The sequence below is a fragment of the Acinetobacter sp. X9 genome (assembly GCF_054889255.1).
Genome location: NZ_CM142679.1, coordinates 2,636,359 through 2,654,043 on the forward strand (window position 1 = coordinate 2,636,359; position 17,685 = coordinate 2,654,043).

General features: G+C 32.2%; 18 protein-coding genes. All 18 read right to left on the reverse strand.

Annotated features, from left to right (window positions below; genetic code table 11):
* Positions 1-201: 201 nt before the first annotated feature.
* The 18 genes from ACYU0V_RS12565 to ACYU0V_RS12650 all read right to left on the reverse strand — a co-directional run bounded on the left by ACYU0V_RS12565 (position 202) and on the right by ACYU0V_RS12650 (position 17,684).
* A complete protein-coding gene (locus ACYU0V_RS12565; RefSeq protein WP_060465488.1) occupies positions 202-546 on the reverse strand; it encodes an immunity protein Imm33 domain-containing protein in 345 nt (114 codons plus the stop codon).
* 258 nt (positions 547-804) lie between these two features.
* Entirely contained in the window at positions 805-1,074 is a 270-nt protein-coding gene (locus ACYU0V_RS12570; RefSeq protein WP_461847687.1) for a hypothetical protein, read from the reverse strand.
* Between the two features lie 276 nt (positions 1,075-1,350).
* On the reverse strand, positions 1,351-2,022 hold the full coding sequence (locus tag ACYU0V_RS12575) for a hypothetical protein (protein ID WP_461847688.1): 672 nt from the start codon (positions 2,020-2,022) through the stop codon (positions 1,351-1,353).
* 391 nt (positions 2,023-2,413) lie between these two features.
* A complete protein-coding gene (locus ACYU0V_RS12580; protein ID WP_347747374.1) occupies positions 2,414-2,743 on the reverse strand; it encodes a DUF6572 domain-containing protein in 330 nt (109 codons plus the stop codon).
* A 14-nt stretch (positions 2,744-2,757) separates the two neighbouring features.
* A complete protein-coding gene (locus ACYU0V_RS12585) occupies positions 2,758-3,660 on the reverse strand; it encodes an RHS repeat domain-containing protein (protein WP_461847690.1) in 903 nt (300 codons plus the stop codon).
* Between the two features lie 33 nt (positions 3,661-3,693).
* Positions 3,694-7,461, reverse strand: a complete 3,768-nt coding sequence (locus ACYU0V_RS12590) for a hypothetical protein (protein WP_461847692.1) — start codon at positions 7,459-7,461, stop codon at positions 3,694-3,696.
* Between the two features lie 451 nt (positions 7,462-7,912).
* Complete coding sequence (locus tag ACYU0V_RS12595) at positions 7,913-8,389, reverse strand: type II secretion system protein (RefSeq protein ID WP_461847694.1); 477 nt, start codon at positions 8,387-8,389, stop codon at positions 7,913-7,915.
* A complete protein-coding gene (locus ACYU0V_RS12600) occupies positions 8,383-8,766 on the reverse strand; it encodes a type II secretion system protein (RefSeq protein ID WP_461847696.1) in 384 nt (127 codons plus the stop codon). The genes ACYU0V_RS12595 and ACYU0V_RS12600 overlap by 7 nt, the downstream gene beginning before the upstream one ends.
* A complete protein-coding gene (locus tag ACYU0V_RS12605; protein ID WP_017389148.1) occupies positions 8,756-9,229 on the reverse strand; it encodes a prepilin-type N-terminal cleavage/methylation domain-containing protein in 474 nt (157 codons plus the stop codon). The genes ACYU0V_RS12600 and ACYU0V_RS12605 overlap by 11 nt, the downstream gene beginning before the upstream one ends.
* A complete protein-coding gene (locus tag ACYU0V_RS12610) occupies positions 9,226-11,484 on the reverse strand; it encodes a secretin and TonB N-terminal domain-containing protein (protein WP_461847697.1) in 2,259 nt (752 codons plus the stop codon). Before ACYU0V_RS12610 ends, ACYU0V_RS12605 begins: the two co-directional genes overlap by 4 nt.
* A gap of 14 nt (positions 11,485-11,498) precedes the next feature.
* Complete coding sequence (locus tag ACYU0V_RS12615) at positions 11,499-12,065, reverse strand: hypothetical protein (RefSeq protein WP_461847699.1); 567 nt, start codon at positions 12,063-12,065, stop codon at positions 11,499-11,501.
* Positions 12,062-12,487, reverse strand: a complete 426-nt coding sequence (locus ACYU0V_RS12620) for a hypothetical protein (protein ID WP_347747390.1) — start codon at positions 12,485-12,487, stop codon at positions 12,062-12,064. Before ACYU0V_RS12620 ends, ACYU0V_RS12615 begins: the two co-directional genes overlap by 4 nt.
* 74 nt (positions 12,488-12,561) lie before the next feature.
* Positions 12,562-13,017 (reverse strand): hypothetical protein, encoded by a 456-nt coding sequence (locus tag ACYU0V_RS12625; RefSeq protein ID WP_347747392.1) that lies wholly within the window; start codon positions 13,015-13,017, stop codon positions 12,562-12,564.
* Positions 13,010-13,741: a hypothetical protein gene (locus tag ACYU0V_RS12630; protein WP_461847701.1), complete on the reverse strand. Its 732-nt coding sequence runs from the start codon at positions 13,739-13,741 to the stop codon at positions 13,010-13,012. Before ACYU0V_RS12630 ends, ACYU0V_RS12625 begins: the two co-directional genes overlap by 8 nt.
* Positions 13,719-15,230 (reverse strand): GspE/PulE family protein, encoded by a 1,512-nt coding sequence (locus ACYU0V_RS12635; protein WP_461847703.1) that lies wholly within the window; start codon positions 15,228-15,230, stop codon positions 13,719-13,721. Before ACYU0V_RS12635 ends, ACYU0V_RS12630 begins: the two co-directional genes overlap by 23 nt.
* Positions 15,227-16,420, reverse strand: coding sequence for a type II secretion system F family protein (locus ACYU0V_RS12640; protein ID WP_461847704.1), 1,194 nt, complete (start codon positions 16,418-16,420; stop codon positions 15,227-15,229). Before ACYU0V_RS12640 ends, ACYU0V_RS12635 begins: the two co-directional genes overlap by 4 nt.
* A gap of 4 nt (positions 16,421-16,424) precedes the next feature.
* On the reverse strand, positions 16,425-16,847 hold the full coding sequence (gene gspG, locus ACYU0V_RS12645) for a type II secretion system major pseudopilin GspG (protein WP_461847706.1): 423 nt from the start codon (positions 16,845-16,847) through the stop codon (positions 16,425-16,427).
* Positions 16,848-17,408: 561 nt separating this feature from the next.
* Positions 17,409-17,684, reverse strand: a complete 276-nt coding sequence (locus ACYU0V_RS12650; RefSeq protein WP_461847707.1) for a hypothetical protein — start codon at positions 17,682-17,684, stop codon at positions 17,409-17,411.
* Position 17,685 lies beyond the last annotated feature (1 nt).

A 17,685-nucleotide genomic window follows, 5' to 3' on the forward strand; every position in this document is an offset into this window, starting at 1 on the left:
ATATTATAAATTAATCTCTACAACATATCACAAGCAATATATAATATTATTTAAACCTAAAAACCAATTATATTTATTAATTTTTAATTAACCAAAAAGACTACCAAATTCACTTTAAATAAAATCGAATTAGACTTAATAGCCACTTAAAACAAATGGCTATTAAACCTAAAACAACCTTATTTCACAATAAAATATAAATTATTCATCTAAAGTATTCTCATCAAACCAAACATGCTCCTCTTCTCCTCCCAATATAAATCTATATCCGTAAGGTAATGCCATATAAATTGCTAAATCAGGTCTTTTTTCCAATATATGTGTAAAATGAACATTCTTGAGAGTTTCTATATCACCATCATATTTATCAGCCGTTAACCACCAACCACTCATATGTTTAGGTGATCTATACCTAACACCCTCTATAGGTATTTCTCCCTCTAAAACATCATCAGATACTACAACCAACTGATCTAACTCTACAGGAAAAAATTTTTCTTCATAATGATCACAACATTCTTTCTGAACTTTCAAAATATCTTTCATCGATTCTTAAACTCCAAAAACATACGCCTTTGTTCCTGTGTAACTTGTCCAGCTTGTTTCCCACTGCAATCCTTGCAATGCAGATATAATTTTTTCTAAAGTAAGCTCATTTAATTTATTTTAAAGTGTAAAAATAAGAGTTTTGGGTGTTTTTCTTAAATATATTTCTATTCATCAACTCTTCAAGAACTTAGAGAATTTTTATAAATACTTAAAACTGTGAACACTATAAATAATAGCATTCACATTTTCATTTATTTAGTCCAAATTAAAATATTTCCAAACCTGATTAGTATCATCAAGTTCAGCACCTGTATTTTTTTCAAGATTAACTAATACTTCTAAGGAATTATCTCTATCTAAAAGATGACCGACTCCAACATAGTGACATTCATCATCAGCATCATTCCCACATAAGAACTGCCAATCTCCATCTTCATCACGGACTACCAATAAAACAGGTTTTTCCTTATGAAATATATGGGGACAGCAGTAAACTCCAAAATCTCTTTGAAACTGCTTACTCATATTCAAGGTATCCCGTTAATAACGTATTAAAATCTATAAATTTCTAAGTTTAAGTCCTATTATTTTTAATGGGATTACCCCCAATAAGACGTGCTAACAAGCCAATAATAACTAAAACAATCATTAGCTCTAAAAGGTAAAGCCTCTTTTCTTATGCATCACTCTAAAAAACTACGTAAATCCCTTAATTAAGAGGTGTTATATAGCATTTCTAATCATGATCACATAAAAAAAGAGAAGGAAAAACGTAAATTTTCAAGTAGATTCTATAATAAATTAATCTAAATATTCCTCCACTTCATCTTTAGGATTAAACTTATACCAAACCTCATTAGCACAATCTGTTACCACAACATTACCCTCATCATCTATCTTGAGGTCTTTAAATCTATATTTGAAAGAATATTCATTTGGCGGTGTTTCTAATATTATTTTAGAAAAAATAACACACAGATCTTTATCTAAAATCTCTAAATAAAGATGAAAATAATCTATATTCATTTCACACCTAAGTCTAAATAAATATTTCTTTATTTTTTTCTTCTTGTGTATCCAGATGCATTTATAATCTGCTTTTCTGAATTCTTCTATCCCTTGAATTATTACATTAAAAATTTCAGAATATTTTTCTTTAACTTTCAATAAACCATCATTAATTCGTTCAATTAAATATTCATTTATAGCAATGACATCACCTTTTGAGGGATACAAACTTTCTATGAATTTTACACTGATCACCATTAGGCTATTCATAAAGTAAACTTCTCTTAACTCTTCTTCTCCTATAAAATATATCCCACTAAAATTATTAGACTTAATTTTAGCCTCATGAAGTTTCATCCCCAAAAAGTAGCAAAGACTCCTAAATTCATCCCTTACTCTGGCGTTATTCTCTGAACTCCACAAACCTAGCTTTGGTATTACAATCAAATAATCAACATTTTTCATGGTCTTACATGCCTCAAAGGATCCAATGTTTGTCTATGTAAATCATTATTTTTATTTTTAAAGCCTTACAACTAGTATTTAATTCAATAAATTTATCAAATCTTAATAGTTTTAATAAAAATTTAAAGTTAAAAAATCATCAACATGTAATTTTTCAATATGAGTTAGTAAATATTTTATTAGTTAAAGAGCTTAAGTTTAAATTACTCTATCCATATGTTGCTAGAATCTCCCCCTTTCTCCTAATTAGCTTTGTGTTTAATTTTTCCCACTCATCCTTATAGTTCTTTAAATCTGTAAAATTAAGCCAAAAGCCAATAATAAAAAATTATTGGCTTTAAAAATTTGAATTATTTAAACTCTTAAAAAAACTTTTTTATCGAAAATTAGATCAGCTGTCTATTGATGAGTGTTCCCACTTAAAGACTATACCAATATTTTTCAATGCATTTTCTACCTCTTTAAGAAATTTTAATTCATTAGTGCCATTTAAGGGATACTTATACATTAAATTTATAATGATTTTGCATCCCCTAGCCTCAGGGTACAAATCATATATCTCATTACTTTCTATAAAAGAAATGTAAGTATTAAGTTTCTCTTGTAAAATGAATAAATGCTCTTTACTCTCCCAAGGCAAATGGTCAGCTATAGTGAGCAAATAATCCCCCCCTGCAGTTATCGTAACAAAATCAATGACTTTTACTTCTTCAACTGACATAAGTTTTCCTTCAATTAGGGTCGTTTAATCTTTATTTCAGAGGGTGGTATATATGTACCATTAGGAAATCCAGGCTTACCTTTACCGACAACTGTTGCTCCTGACTGTCCAATCTCAGGAAAAGCTTGTTTTTGATTACGAGTTAAAGGTGCTGTTGGCGATGATTTACACTCGACACACCCTATATTACCATTTTTATCTTTTGTAAGAAAATCTAATCTAGTGCGAACTCCACTCTGGGTCTTTACAGTAATCTCTTTTCCTACATTTAACCCCTGTTTTGAAAGATTTTTTTCTACTTGATCTTCAAATGCTTTTCCTTGTGCATTGTTTGACCTTATTGTAGAAGATTTTGAAGAGAGTGCTTTAGCTTCCGTAGCCATACCCTGTTTTACCCCCACAGCAGTAGGTGCTAGTTTAAAAGCTTTCGCTTGCGGTGGCTCACCATCAGCTAAAGAAATCGCTCCTAGTCCTACCCCTAACATATAAATTAGAGGATGATTCCCATCAGGATCGACATATTTATAAGGGTTATTGTTTGCATATGCATAACGATTAAAACTATGGAGATTGTTTTCTTGGTAATCTACAGGATCCATTCCCGTAAATCGTCCCAATATTGGATCATAGTAACGCGCCTGCATATAAGACAAACCAGTGTCATCATCAAACGGCTTGCCATGAAACCCTATCTTGTTATTTTGACTTGCCGCACTCTTAGTGAGTTTATCTCCATAAGGCCGATAACTCTCTTTCCAAAGTACGTTACCACTGGCATTCGTTGCAAGTAAGGGACTGCCAGAAACATCATTGTGGTAGTATGTAATTTCTTCTGCTGCATAGCTTAGTTGAAGAACACTAAGTAAACTAATTATGCTAACTATTACAAATTTTAATACAGTTAGACTTTGCTTCATATTGATTTCCTTTATCTTCTATTCGTTTGTCTTTTAAGGAGAAATACGTTGGGCAATTCGCTTTCCACCCAAATAGAAGTACTCTGTCAATTTATTATTTTGACTTGGTATAAATTCAATCAATTGATCGCCATTAGTTGCTAGTATTTCGTAACGCTTAACTCCAGCTTTGGTTACACTGACTCGTTTATTAAGCCCATCATAGTTATAATCCACTCTCTTACTACTATCATTACATTTTGCACAAATCAGGCTAGGAACTGCATCATAACTGTAAGTATTAACCCCGTCACTTGTGATATTACCCATAACATCGTAACTATATGTACCTAGTTTGGAGCCTGAAGTACTGCTAAGTTTATTTGTTGTACTGTTATAAACATAGTCTAGTACTTGAGAACCAAATTTTTGCTTAGTGATATTCCCCATACCATCATAAGTTAATGTTCCTGCTCCCCATGGGCCTTGAGCGGTGATTAATCGGTTGATATCATCGTATGTCGCGGTTCGATTAAAATTACTATCGGTACTGTCTGCTATGCTTAGTAAATTACCAACACCATCATAGGTATAATTACTGTTTAGATGGGCTACTGTACCTTTTTTCGTATCAAAGCTACTTGGCCATAAACGGTCATTTTGACCGTAGTTACTCACCGTACCATTAGCATAATTCAATTGTTTAAATTGTCCTGATGGCCAATAGCTTATATTCGTAACGTAATTTCCTACCTTCGTTGGTCGGCCCAAAGCATCTGGTGCATAATCAATTACCGTCCCTGATTGTGGATAGGTAACGCTACTTAACTGGTCTTTTGTGTTATAACCATATTTTGTCGTAAAGGTCTGCTTATCTACTGTCAGCGTTTCACTGCTTAAGTTATCGTTAGCATCATAGTTAAATTTACGCTGTACTGTCGTATTATCTACCATATCCAGCTTATCTGTTTTCGTATAAGTCTTGGTTACCTTCGGTGTACCCGAAGGATAAGTGATACTCGTATTTCTATTACGCCCATCATAAGTTAATGTAGTGGTTCCTAATGATCCAACTTTAACACTGGTCATATTCCCAACATTATCTCTTCCATAAATCGTTTTCCCTGTTTCTGGGTTGTCTATCGATGTCAGTTGGTATTTGCTGTTATAACCATAGGTCCGGGTCAACTCTTTTTGTTTAACCGTCGTAACCTGATCCCTTCCATTACGGGTGAGCGTAACATTCGCATCTGCAACAGGTGCTGTAATACTCATCAGATGTTGTTCTTCTGGATTACCGTATGAACGATAGTTATAGGTCGTTTTTTTCCCTCGTTCATCAGTAATACTTGTACTAGCTTTACCATATTCGTAGGTCTGCTTTGTATTATCTGGATTAGTAATTGTTTTAACCCGATTCAACGCATCATAACTAATTGTCGTCCCTTTATCTGAACTAGGGTTCGACTCAAATATTTTATTGTCAAAGGCATCATATTTATAAGTCGTCTTAATTCCATCTTTGCTTGAATCTTTAGGACGACCAAATTCATCGTAATTCATAACTTCCACAAGATTGCCTCGTGTCGTTGTCTTACTAGTCGCCGTATACGTAATTGTCGTCTTATCACCAACTGGGGGTATGATTGATGTTACTCGATCCAGTCCATCATAAATATAACTAGTTTTTTGGCCAGCCCCATTGGTCTCTGAAATTACATTGCCAGCATTATCTACCTCTCGAGTTATAGTTACACCTTCAGGTTGAACTTCTGTTTGGGCTATACCTCTTTTATAGTTACTAAATGTAGTAGTTGCTCCATTTGCATTCACAGATGTAGCAATGTTACCTTGCGCATCATATGTATTAATATTAACAATACCGTCTTTATTTTCACTTAAAACATTACCATTGCTATCATAGTTTCTGGTTATACTTCCAACCAAAGTACTGCCATTATAAATTGTTTCATCTTTTGGTTTAGATAAAATCCATTTGTTTGGATCATTATAATAAGTATAAATTGTTGTTCGGTTTTCACCATTCGGTCCCGTTTCTATAACTTTACCAGGATTACCATAGCTGTCATAATTCTGATATTCTGTAGTATATATAGCTCCATCACGGGTTATTGTTTTTTTAGATAAATCTGCTGCCCAAGTTTTTTCATCTGCTACAAAACCAGTATCAACAAAAACAAGTGGTTGTTGTGATAATAATCGATTAGTCCATTGAAATGTTGTAACTCCACCAGTAGGATCTATTATTTCCACCGGCTTACCTAGTTTCCAGAGCGTATTTTGGACTGGTGCCCCATAATATGGTGGCTCCCCGATACCTCGCCATGAATTAAATTCAGGGTCAATAAATTTATAGGTCGTAGTTCCCTCTGGTCCCTTAATCACTGTTTGTGCATACTGACCAGCAGCACCTCTTTGGTAATCATATGTCCACTTATCACCACTTGACAAACTCCTAGTTTTTACATACGGCATCACTTTTTCACCAAATGGATCAAAGCTAGATTCTAATATTTTATAACTATATTCATAACTGACTTTACCTTGTGTTGGATAAACAATGGACTTAAGCTTTAATGCATTAATTAACTTTTCACCATCAGCAAAGGAAGCCCAATGTGTAAGTGGGCTGAGGTCTGGTTGTATTACCTTTACTCGATCAGTCCAATAAATAGGGTAATAGTCATAAATTATCTTGTTATTATCAGGAAATGTTACACTTGTTAAAAAATAGTTATCTTTTGTGACATTTTTAACCAAATTGGTATTACCTCTAGTATCGTTAAAATTGACCGCTTCTATGCCTGAAGTATAATTATATTTCCATACTCGATTATTATTATCTTTTATACTTTTTAGAAAACCATTTACGGGATCATACTCTAAGTTAATAGCACGCCCATCATTTGCTTTTACTGATACTAGCTGTAAGTTTGGATTACCTAAATTATAATATTGTGTTCTCTTCTCGGTACTGCTATGACCATAACTATCAATTTCTGGTTTAACTTTAGTTCCGAATTGTTTATATTCAAATTCTAAAACATTTCCCAAAGGGTCTGTTGCTTTTTTAGCATCCATATAAACTGAATGCTCTGTAGGTAAATCTGGTCCTAAAAACTCTGCATAATATACAGTGCTAGCATGGAAGCCCGTATTTAGATCAGTATCAATGTTCCCATAATCATATCGAACACCTTCTGGAGAATTTAAAACAATATTTCCAGCAATACAACTTACTTGCCAATTAGATGAAGTACGGGCCATATTCGATGTAGCTTCTTTTGCAAAGAGTTCCGTCCTACCATCAGCATGTGCAAGTACCAACTTATCACCCGTTCTGTTCCATAAAAAACGATCTTTCTTACAAAGTGATGTAAAACCACTATTGAACCTATCGTAAAACCAATAAGGTGTTCCATCCTGTGTGTCTACATTATAATAATTAAAAAATGTTAGACGTGGAGCAACTCTCATTACCCAACCATTAGATAGATTCCACTCATAACTGTCTTTTCTAAAAGAAGCTTGTCCCGAGGCATAATTAGCCATATCATAAAAACGATTTACGACAATATCTAGTAAACCATTATTACTCGACAACGATACATCTGTATTTAATACAAATAAGTTTCCTGAATAAGGATCAACAGTTTCACTCCCCATCCATTCCTTGTTTACAATAAAATCATTAAAGTTTAAACCTGTATCCCCTTTAAAATACGGATTATCTCCTGCAGCAGAAGCACCACTATTGAGTAGCATAAAAATTAAAATCGATAACCTTGGCTTATTACTCATATAAAATTCTCAATTATTGTCATTTTCAATATCTATCAAACTATAGTATACATAATTAAAGTTACTACATCTTAAAACAAAGCATCATTAAATTAATAATAATTATTATCAAAAATATAATCAATAAAAATTCTCCCCTTCAAACACCCAATCTCCATGATTTTCAGTATTTTTAAATTTTTCGATGGAGCACCAGTAGGCTAAATTAGATCAATAAACTACATTGCTATTATTACTGAAAAATCCTTTAATTTTAATCCACAATCTCCCTTAAAGTAAGGAATTTCAGATCCAGCATAAACACAAGAACTAAGAAACAAGAGTTAAAGAAAATATATTATTCATGATTGAACCAAATTTTAAAATACGAGATAATTTTTAATTTATTTAAAACCTAAAATTAAATAAAATTTCAAAACTGACTTAGTACCAGTCTTATCTAAATAATTAATTACATTTCAAATCTCCACTCTTTATAACTCTTAGATTTCTCAAATTTTTGTAAAGAAAGTAAAAATCCTGTTTTTTTAATTGTTTTTTGTAGCGAAGCACTATATATACCAATAATTTGATTTTCACTATTTTTAATAAGTATAAAATCTTTCGATGTCATTGGATCTTTTTCTAATTTTCTTAAATAACGCTTTACCTCTAAATACCTTGGATCTCTTAATAGATCTTCTATTTTTTCAGGATAAGTTTTTACACCACCTGGTGAATTCTGATAATATTGATAAATTGCTTTTCTATACATTAACCCAATTCTTAGAAGCTCCTCTTCTTTTTCACGCTGTTTTAAAGTCGCATAGTTTATAGACCACTGCCCAATTCCTAAAGATAGAAATAAAAGTGATAGTAGCATCCATATATAAATGGCTCCCTGCTGAGAGGATCTAGTTTTTATATTATAAAGTTTATTATTTACCATTCTGAGTAAACTCGATTATCACTACCTATCTGTTGACTTGTAGACTTAATATCATAAATACCTCCTATTTGTTTTTCTTTTACAACATTCCATTCATGTTTTTCAGCAATTGGATCTAATGGAATTGCTCTTAAATAATGTTTTTCAACAAGTTGGTTAAGTTTATCTGGATATTCGCCTTGATCAGAATAATACTGATCTATACTTTTTCGAATAACTGACAAATTTTGTCTTAAAGCTATTTCTTTACTTTCTTCAATTTTATTTAAATACCGTGGAGTAACAATTGACAGCAGTAGAGCAATGACAGATAAAACTACCAATAACTCAACAATGGTAAATCCTCGTTTTGTTTTATTTAAATAATTACCATTCATGATACGCTATCCCATTCGTGCCTATTTTCTTAGAAGTAGAATAGATATCATAAACATCCTCCCCTTCTTTGGGATCATTATCCTCACTTAAAAATGAACGCTTCCCCCATGTTTGTTCAGGTGGTATATTTTTTTGTGTCGAAAATGGATCAGCAGGGATTTTTCTAATAAAGCGTTGATGCTTTATTTTCCCCCTTTCCTCTGGAATCCCTTCAAGTATTTTTAAATTTGGCGGATAACCACTCGCAGTTTGGAATTGTTTCGGTATTTCATTTTTATCACTTGCTTCTTTATAAGCATCTATAGCATCGCGAATTTCAACTAATGCTCGTTTCAACTCTCGTTCTTTAGACTGCCTAGAAGCAATGTCAGAAACAGGTATAACAACAGAGGCTAGTAAAGCTAATAAAACTAAAGAAACTAATACCTCAACAAAGGTAAAGCCATTCTGTTGTCTATTCATTGATTTAGCTCAAACTCTTTAACAACTTTATCCGACAAAGCTTGCTCACCTTTACCATCATTTAAATTAATTTTTCCATTTTCTATTACTATATTTTCTTTATGATTCGATTGTTTTGCAGGAACCTTAAACGTCAAAAGAGCAATAGGACCTTGATGTTGGGGTGTAGCGCCAAATGTTAATTTCGTTCCACTACTATTTTTCTCCTGATCAATACGTGTAGTTGGTGCAATATTAACGATTTTCACCAATTCCCACGATTCTGGGTGTCGAACATCTAGACTTAAGGATTGGAAAGCAGGGGTATTTTGTATGAGGGCTAAAGTAAATTCTTGCCCTGGTATAACATTTGAAGGTCCACTTAACTGAAAGTCTGCTTTTTTATCAAATGTTATTGGCTGACTCGCTTGAGAAGCAATAGTAGATATATTATTTTCCATTACTTTATTCGTACTTTGCGACTCAATTACTTGTTCTGGCATAGCTTGTGCCTGAGGCAAATAAGTAGAATGATCTGTAAGTCTTAAAGGTCTAGTAGTGACTTGACTACCTGTACCAGAAATAAATTCCTGAATATGGGGAGCTGGTAATGAATAAGGGCGTACGATTCTTGGAGTAATTAGTAAAACTATTTCACTCTTATTTTTACTGTCAGTTGTATTAGAAAATAATCTACCTAAAAGTGGTAATTTTCCAAAACCAGGCAAATGTGTTGCAGAAGTTTTTATATCATCTCTGATCAAACCTGCAAGCATTTGAGTCTCACCATCATGTAATTGCAAAGTAGTTGACGCATTTCTCGTACCAATCTGATATACAAGACCATTTTTTGTAGCAATTTCTTTTGCAATATTACTAACTTCTAATTTAATAGCAATTTGCACCTGCCTATCTTTATTTACTTCAGGTTTGACCTCAACTTTTAAACCTACATCTAGATAGTTAACAGATTCTGAAACAAATCCAGAGTTTTGCCCAACAGTTGTTGTTACAACAGGAACTTTATCTCCTATTAAGAAACTAGCTTCTTCTTTACTTTTAACTCGTATACGAGGGTTGGCGAGTAAATTAGTTTTAGTACTTGTCTGTTTAAAATTAAGAGTGGCCAAAGTATCGGCAGTGACCAAACTGAGACTATCAGATGTCATATTTTTTAATTGATTAAGCGTATATTTTCCAACCTCACCTATTGGATTTAATGCACTTACTTTTACTTGATCAGGGAATGTAATACCCAAACCAAGTAAAGTGTCTCTGTTTACCTCCAAGACCTCTATATCCAACACAACTTCAGACATAGGTAAATCATATGCTTCCAATACTTTTTCAATACTTTCAACAACCTGCTTCGTATCTCGTATGACCAACATTTTTAAACTATTGTCAAAAAACATAGCTTTAGGTTCATATAATTTACTAACCATCTCTTGGGCTCTCTGAGCATCAGCATTCCCTAGATAAAATGATCGGGTAATTAACTCTTCATATATTTTTTTCTTTTCAGGCGTATCTTGATAAATTAAAAAAGTATTTGTATTTAACATTTTATAACCTAAGTTAGAAGTTCTAACTATCATGTCTAATGCTTCTTGTACTGTAGTTTCTTTTGCATAGATTGTAGTAGTTTGCTCTAAACGAGTATCTTTATCTAAGATAAAATTAATACCAGAATGTTGAGAAAGTAACTCCATCACCGCTTGAACTGGGGCATTACGAAATTCTAATGAAACTCGCTGTTCTAACCTTTCACTTGCTAATGGAGGATTTAGTATTTTGCGATTTAATTCTCTCTCAATATCGAATTTTAAATTTACAGCTTGCTGTAAATCAGGAGCTGTCTTTATAACTTCCTTTAAAATTGTTAATGCAGCCTCAAAATTTCCTTTTTCATAACTTGATTTTGCCAAGTCAAATAAAGGCTTTACTTGATCGATTTGCTTCAGTTTTTGGATACCCTCTTGAGCAACAATATTATGCGGATCGATTTCTAATATCTGCTGATACTGCAATAGAGCCATTTCTAAGTTTCCCTGCGATCTGGCTTTTTCGGCTTGTGAAATTCGATAGTTGATCATCTGTTGCTGTTCAAAAACGTAATCTATCCGATGGCTGGCAGGTTTTTTATCTGCTTCCTTTTTTAATTTATCTAACTTTTTTAATTCTTTCTCATGTTGAGATAAGTGTGCTATAGAGCAACCTCCAAGCATAAGAAAACTCAGAGTAACCACTGTTAGTTTAGTTTGCGGTAAGTTCATTAAAGAAAAATTCATCATGATTTGTTTATATGTAAAATTTGATTGCTAGGTATATGTAATAAACGGATTTCGTATTTATCAACGCCTATAATTTGCCAAATTTGATCATAAATACGCTTTGGCTGCATTACTACATTGGAGTCATCAATTGATAAAAAAATCTGTAAACCACTATTATCTACAACTTGCCCCAAATATTTCACTTGAGGCAAGCTCACTGTAGCTATTGGTGATTGTTCATTTACTAAAGGAATAATTTGTTGAGGCAAAACTGGCTGTTTATTCACTATTTTCTTTTTTTCAATGGGAATAGGTTTTTTACTAACTTGAATAGTTTTTTCTATTTGAGGATGAATTACTGGTAGATCCCAATAACCTAAATTTGGACTTTCTGCTTGAAGAGAATACCAGCTCATCGCATCTGATTTCTCCTCTTTTTTATAATTAATAATAGATTTTTCAAACTCCAATGAATCTGTAGGCGGTAGTGTAAGTGACCATACCCCCAATACCACAACACAACTAATCAAAATACCAATACGGCGGTATTTAACAGGAAGACACTGATGTAAATCAATCATATATCACCATCAGTAATAATAATCGTTAGAGTAGCCTCATTTGTTGTTTCATCCCTCTGAAGATCAAGAGAATTAATAATTAAATTATCTCTATATTTTTCAGTAAGTTTTGATATAAATTCTCGTATATGTAACCAACTCCCTTTGACTGAAAATTGATATTGATTTTTACTCGAATTTTTTTCGCTTAAAAAAAGAAATTCATTTAATTTTAAATTATGTTGTTGAGTAACAGCCAGCACTCCAGAATAATTTATTTTTTCAATATTTTTTAATTTGATAGGCGATTTTTTTGCAACATTATCAGGTAGAATCAATTGTGCAATTTCATAATTTTCTTGTTTAAGATATTTTATTTTATGAGAATAAATTGGAATTATCCAAAACCAACACCCAACAATCCAAAGCAAAATAGCATACATAATCAATTGATAGTATGTTAATTTTGAGATGTACTTATTAATATACCATTTCAAGGTATCGAAACTTTTAAACTTCACTTTTGCTTCAACTCAAAAATAATTTTTTGATCATTATCAGCCTGCACCTGACTAATTTGTAATTTCATATCAAGACTCGACGCATTTTTTACGATCTCTTCAACTTCTATTGGATTATTTGCTAATCCTTCTATTTGTAAAGGCATTATTTGAGTTAACTTGATTCTATTAAAAGCCACTCCATCTGGGCGTGACTGCATAATTTTATCCAACATACTAATATCAATTAAATTTACTTGAGGCTTGTTTTCAATAGCTACCGGCATCTCTGTCTGATCGTAATATTTTTGCTTTAACTGGTTAAATATAGAAAACTGATGCTTATATTCAATCATTAAATACCCTAAAATAATAGCTGTTACAAAAGCAACTCCTACTAGAATACCAAGTAAGATCTTTATATATCTATTTTCTAAATTATATTTTTTGGGAGCTATATAAACTTTAACCATAGTTTTTAAACCTCATTAAGTTTAAAAAATGATTATTTATTATTTCATTGGAAAGTTGTATCGACAGAGGTAGTTTGAAATTTAAAATATTTGAATTCCTCTCATTACAGTCATTTTCCAAAAAATTAAATATATGATCATAGCTCAACACATCTTTTAAATGACTAGGAAAAGCATTAATTTCATGAATAACTCCACACTCATATATCACTGAGTATATAAAACCATTTTCAACAATCATTAATGATGTCTGATTTAATTGAAATTCATAATAATTCCAAATAGCTAAAATAGATGGCATTAAGCTCTTAACTTTTAATATTGATTGTATTTTTATAATTTTTTCATAAACTGTCTTCTGGAAAGCAACCACAACACAAGATTGATTAAATTTCAAACTATCATTTAATATGATAAAGTTATTCGGATCAAAATTTATATCAACTTGTTGAAATTTCTGATGAATCAAAAAATCTAGAACATCTTGTTCAGGCCAATCTTTTAATGCTGGTATTGTTGCAAACCTACAATGAATACTATCTACTACTACATCAATCGATGTAAATTTCTTTTTTGAGCCCTTATTTAGTTCCGTTATTTGTTGCTCTAAATCATTTAAAGAACAGTCCCCCATTTCATATCCTGTGGCTGTACCTGAAAACCAATAACAATTTTCATCCTTTACAGTTAAAAAAAGTTTTTTATCTTTCAACGAAGGTAACACGATTAATTTCCTGTAAAGTTGATTGCCCTTGAGCAACGACAGCAAGAGCTTGTTGTCTTAAAAACTTCATCCCTTGATCTGCCAATTTTTTTCTAATTTGACTCATCGGTGCACTTTGAATAATAAGTTCACGTAACTCATCATCCATGATTAAGACCTCAGCAATCGCCTGACGTCCCTTATATCCTGTTCCTTGACATTGATTACAGCCAACACCTTGATAAAAATTATATTCTTTCAACTGTTTTGGAGAAATTCCAGAATATTGAGCTACATCTTCGTTAATTTGCACGGGTTGTTTACAATGTGGACAATTCAATCTAATGAGTCGTTGAGCAATAATGCCATTCAGGCTACTTACAAATCCAAATAGATCTATTTGCATATGACGAAAACGACCAATCACATCTAAAGCATGGTTGGCATGTACAGAGGTATAAACTAAATGCCCTGTAAGTGCAGCTTGCACTGCTATACCCGCTGTTTCGTGATCACGAATTTCGCCTACTAAAATTTTATCTGGATCATGGCGTAAAATTGAGCGAAGACCTCTAGCGAAAGTCAAACCCTTTTTTTCATTTACAGGTATTTGTAAAGTTCCTTTTATTTGATACTCAACAGGGTCTTCAATTGTAATAATTTTTTGTTGTCCATCATGTTGTTCATGTAACAACGCATATAATGTCGTTGTTTTACCCGCCCCTGTGGGACCAGTAACTAACATCATACCATAGGGTTGTTTAGCCAATTGGCGAATGTCAATCATAGTTTGACTATCAAAGCCCAATAACTCCAGAGTTAAAGGAACATCATCTTGGGTTAATGCCTGTTTATCTAAAATCCTGAGAACAGCGTCTTCTCCATGTAAGCCTGGCATAATTGAGATACGTAAATCAATTTCATAACCATCTAAATGGACTGTTAAACGTCCATCTTGAGGGATTCGCCGTTCTGCAATATCTAGCTCTGCTAAAACCTTTAATCTAGAGATTACTTGTTCTGCTGGCACATTCATCAATAGATTTATATTTTCAACTAATACACCATCAATACGATTTTTAATAATTAAACCGTCTGCCGTATTTTCGAAATGAATATCACTAGCACCAAATTGATAGGCATCCGATAAGATTGTATTGACTAAACGAACGACTTGACTTTCATTGATAGTATTTGGCTGTAGCAAAGCTACGTCTTGCTCTATATTTTGTTGCTCGCTACTTAAGTCATTAGTATATTTATTTAAAATAACTAAAAATTTTGTTAAGTATTCATTCTCAATTTGAGCGATATTAAATGGTTCTTTAATAATATAACTCAACCAATTTAAATCTTTTAACTCAACCTCTTTTGCAAAAAGTACCCACAATTGATTATCTAATTTAACACTTAAGCACTGTCTCTTAGCAGCCAAATCAGGTGAAATATTTTGTACAACTTTTATGTTTTTTAATTCTTTTTCACCGAAGCTTTGCTTTACTAAACTCATGATTGCAACCCACTCGCCATTTCAAAAATTGGCATATAAAGTAAAACAACAATCATTCCAATAAATAACCCAATCACCAACATTAAAATAGGTTCTAGTAATCGAGAAAAACGCTCTATAAATTGACTTAAATCTAAATCATGGAAATCTGCCGATTGCCTTAACATTGCCGAAATTTCACCATTTTGATCACCGGCTGCTAATAGCCGCGCAGAAACTGATGTGCTAAGTCCAGTTTTATAAAGAGAATCGCTTAAACTATTACCCTGTAAAATTAAATCCTTTGCTTTATAAAGCTGTTGCTGTTGAGCTGGTGTTAAAATTGAGGCTAACATATCAAATGATTTTACAACTGAGGCTCCAGCATCCAGTAATAAAGCAAGTCCTCTAAAGAAACGGGATAGAAAAACTATTTCTAACCGTCTTCCGAGAGGCCGAAATGCAGATAAAAATTGCATTAATGTATTTTCAATTCCGTTTATAAGAATTTTACGCACTATGTAAATTAAGCTAAGAGTCATAATAACAATAACAATCGTTCGATATTCACCTAACCACACACCCAACTCAAGCATCAGTTTAGAGGCAAGCGGTAAATCCATATCAACGCCTTCATAAATAGCTCCAAATCGTGGAACTAAATACATAAGCAAAAATAAACTTACAGTAACTGCCATACCAACAAGTAATAGTGGATACATGGATGCATTATAAATTTTTGATTTAAGTGATGAAATCTGCTCATCATATCGTATATAACTATTCAAAGCTTGAATAAGCGTACCATTTCGCTCACTTGCTGCAACAGTCGCAACTAATAAAGGAGGAAAAACATTTTCACCACAACTCAGCATTGCTTGGGATAAGGGCATGCCTTGATGTAATGCATGTTTTATACGGTATACAGGAGAATTTTTATCGGTCTCAGCATGATGACTAAGTAAAACATCTAGCCCCTCTATAATAGATAGTCCAGATTGTAAAAGCGTTTTCAGCTCATGAACAAAGATAACAACGTTAAAACTAGAAGTTTTTCTAAATTTAAATTGTGCTCTCTGTTCACTTAGTTCAATAATAAAAAAATTTTCATGCAATAAATACTGGCGAACAGCATCTAGACTTTCGCCTTCAATTTTTTTCTCTAATTGCTGCCCATTTGTATTTATAATACGTGCTTTAAAGATTGGCATGGTCTTACCAATTTCCAATATCTACATTATCGCCCGTTCCACCTTTAGCTTTATCTTTCCCAAACGAATATACATCATATTCGGTAGGGTTATTTTGCCCTGGTGACTGATACTGATATGACATTCCCCAAGGATCAATTGGGATTTTTTTAATATAGGGACCATTCCAGCGAGATGCACCTGCGGGCGCAACCACTAAAGCATTTAGTCCATTTCCATTATCAGGAAATGAACCATTATCAATACGATACTGATCGATTGCTTTAGTCAATGCATCAATTTGAGATTTAGCTGTAGTTTTTTCAGACTTTTCCAAATTTTTAAATAGATTTGGTCCAATAATACCTGCTAACAAACCAATGATAACTAAAACGATCATTAGCTCAAGGAGGGTAAAGCCTTTAATTTTAGAAGTTTTATTATACATTGCACATACATGTTTGCAGAAGTTTAAACTACCATATAATACCCATAAAAAAATATATTTCCTATTATAAAGTAGAATATAAAAAATTTTTTCTAAGAAAATATTAAAAAAATTATCCTAATTAGCTTCAACTCAAAATAGTGCAAATAAAGTAGATTGTTGACAATATAAAGTTATCCAAATAAAAACTATAGGTGGAAGGTAATACTGATCCTACTCAAAAATAATGCTGGTAAGGAGTGGATGAAGCTGAGAAATTGAACGGATGCATATATCAAATTACTCCAGTCTATCGCTTACAATCTTTACCTATAGATAAAGTGTTATTCCAATATATAATTGTGAGGCAGCCTACTTTACTCCAAAACCTCATAGGATAAAATTTATAAAATAAAGATAATAAATTATCTTTATTAATAATTAAAGTACCATAATAACTAATATTTTTATAAAATCAATCACATAAGTTTATTTTTAATATAAGAAACCCTAAAAATAGGGTTTCTTATATTAAAAGGCTAATATAGACTATAGTAAAATATTTAATATTTTGCCCAAAAACTAATCTATTAAAGTTACAAAAAAATCATCAATGACTTCATAATCCATATTAAGAACAGCCTTATAGTATGCTATTTTTAAATTACTAAAAGATATAATATCAATCTTACAAATATATACCAAACTCTCATATAAATTACTATCTATTGAAATATTATTTAATACAAAACTTAAGCGATTAACATCTTCAAAAATATCAAGATCTTGAGGATCATTTTCACTAATTAACTCTTTCAATTTTTCTAATGAGATACTTTCAATCAAAACCTTATTCACT

Coding starts and splice junctions, on each gene's coding strand:
- ACYU0V_RS12565 (WP_060465488.1), bottom strand. CDS start 546: ATGAAAGATATTTTGAAAGTTCAGAAAGAATGTTGTGATCATTATGAA.
- ACYU0V_RS12570 (WP_461847687.1), bottom strand. CDS start 1,074: ATGAGTAAGCAGTTTCAAAGAGATTTTGGAGTTTACTGCTGTCCCCAT.
- ACYU0V_RS12575 (WP_461847688.1), bottom strand. CDS start 2,022: ATGAAAAATGTTGATTATTTGATTGTAATACCAAAGCTAGGTTTGTGG.
- ACYU0V_RS12580 (WP_347747374.1), bottom strand. CDS start 2,743: ATGTCAGTTGAAGAAGTAAAAGTCATTGATTTTGTTACGATAACTGCA.
- ACYU0V_RS12585 (WP_461847690.1), bottom strand. CDS start 3,660: ATGAAGCAAAGTCTAACTGTATTAAAATTTGTAATAGTTAGCATAATT.
- ACYU0V_RS12590 (WP_461847692.1), bottom strand. CDS start 7,461: ATGAGTAATAAGCCAAGGTTATCGATTTTAATTTTTATGCTACTCAAT.
- ACYU0V_RS12595 (WP_461847694.1), bottom strand. CDS start 8,389: ATGGTAAATAATAAACTTTATAATATAAAAACTAGATCCTCTCAGCAG.
- ACYU0V_RS12600 (WP_461847696.1), bottom strand. CDS start 8,766: ATGAATGGTAATTATTTAAATAAAACAAAACGAGGATTTACCATTGTT.
- ACYU0V_RS12605 (WP_017389148.1), bottom strand. CDS start 9,229: ATGAATAGACAACAGAATGGCTTTACCTTTGTTGAGGTATTAGTTTCT.
- ACYU0V_RS12610 (WP_461847697.1), bottom strand. CDS start 11,484: ATGAACTTACCGCAAACTAAACTAACAGTGGTTACTCTGAGTTTTCTT.
- ACYU0V_RS12615 (WP_461847699.1), bottom strand. CDS start 12,065: ATGATTGATTTACATCAGTGTCTTCCTGTTAAATACCGCCGTATTGGT.
- ACYU0V_RS12620 (WP_347747390.1), bottom strand. CDS start 12,487: ATGTATGCTATTTTGCTTTGGATTGTTGGGTGTTGGTTTTGGATAATT.
- ACYU0V_RS12625 (WP_347747392.1), bottom strand. CDS start 13,017: ATGGTTAAAGTTTATATAGCTCCCAAAAAATATAATTTAGAAAATAGA.
- ACYU0V_RS12635 (WP_461847703.1), bottom strand. CDS start 15,230: ATGAGTTTAGTAAAGCAAAGCTTCGGTGAAAAAGAATTAAAAAACATA.
- ACYU0V_RS12640 (WP_461847704.1), bottom strand. CDS start 16,420: ATGCCAATCTTTAAAGCACGTATTATAAATACAAATGGGCAGCAATTA.
- gspG (WP_461847706.1), bottom strand. CDS start 16,847: ATGTATAATAAAACTTCTAAAATTAAAGGCTTTACCCTCCTTGAGCTA.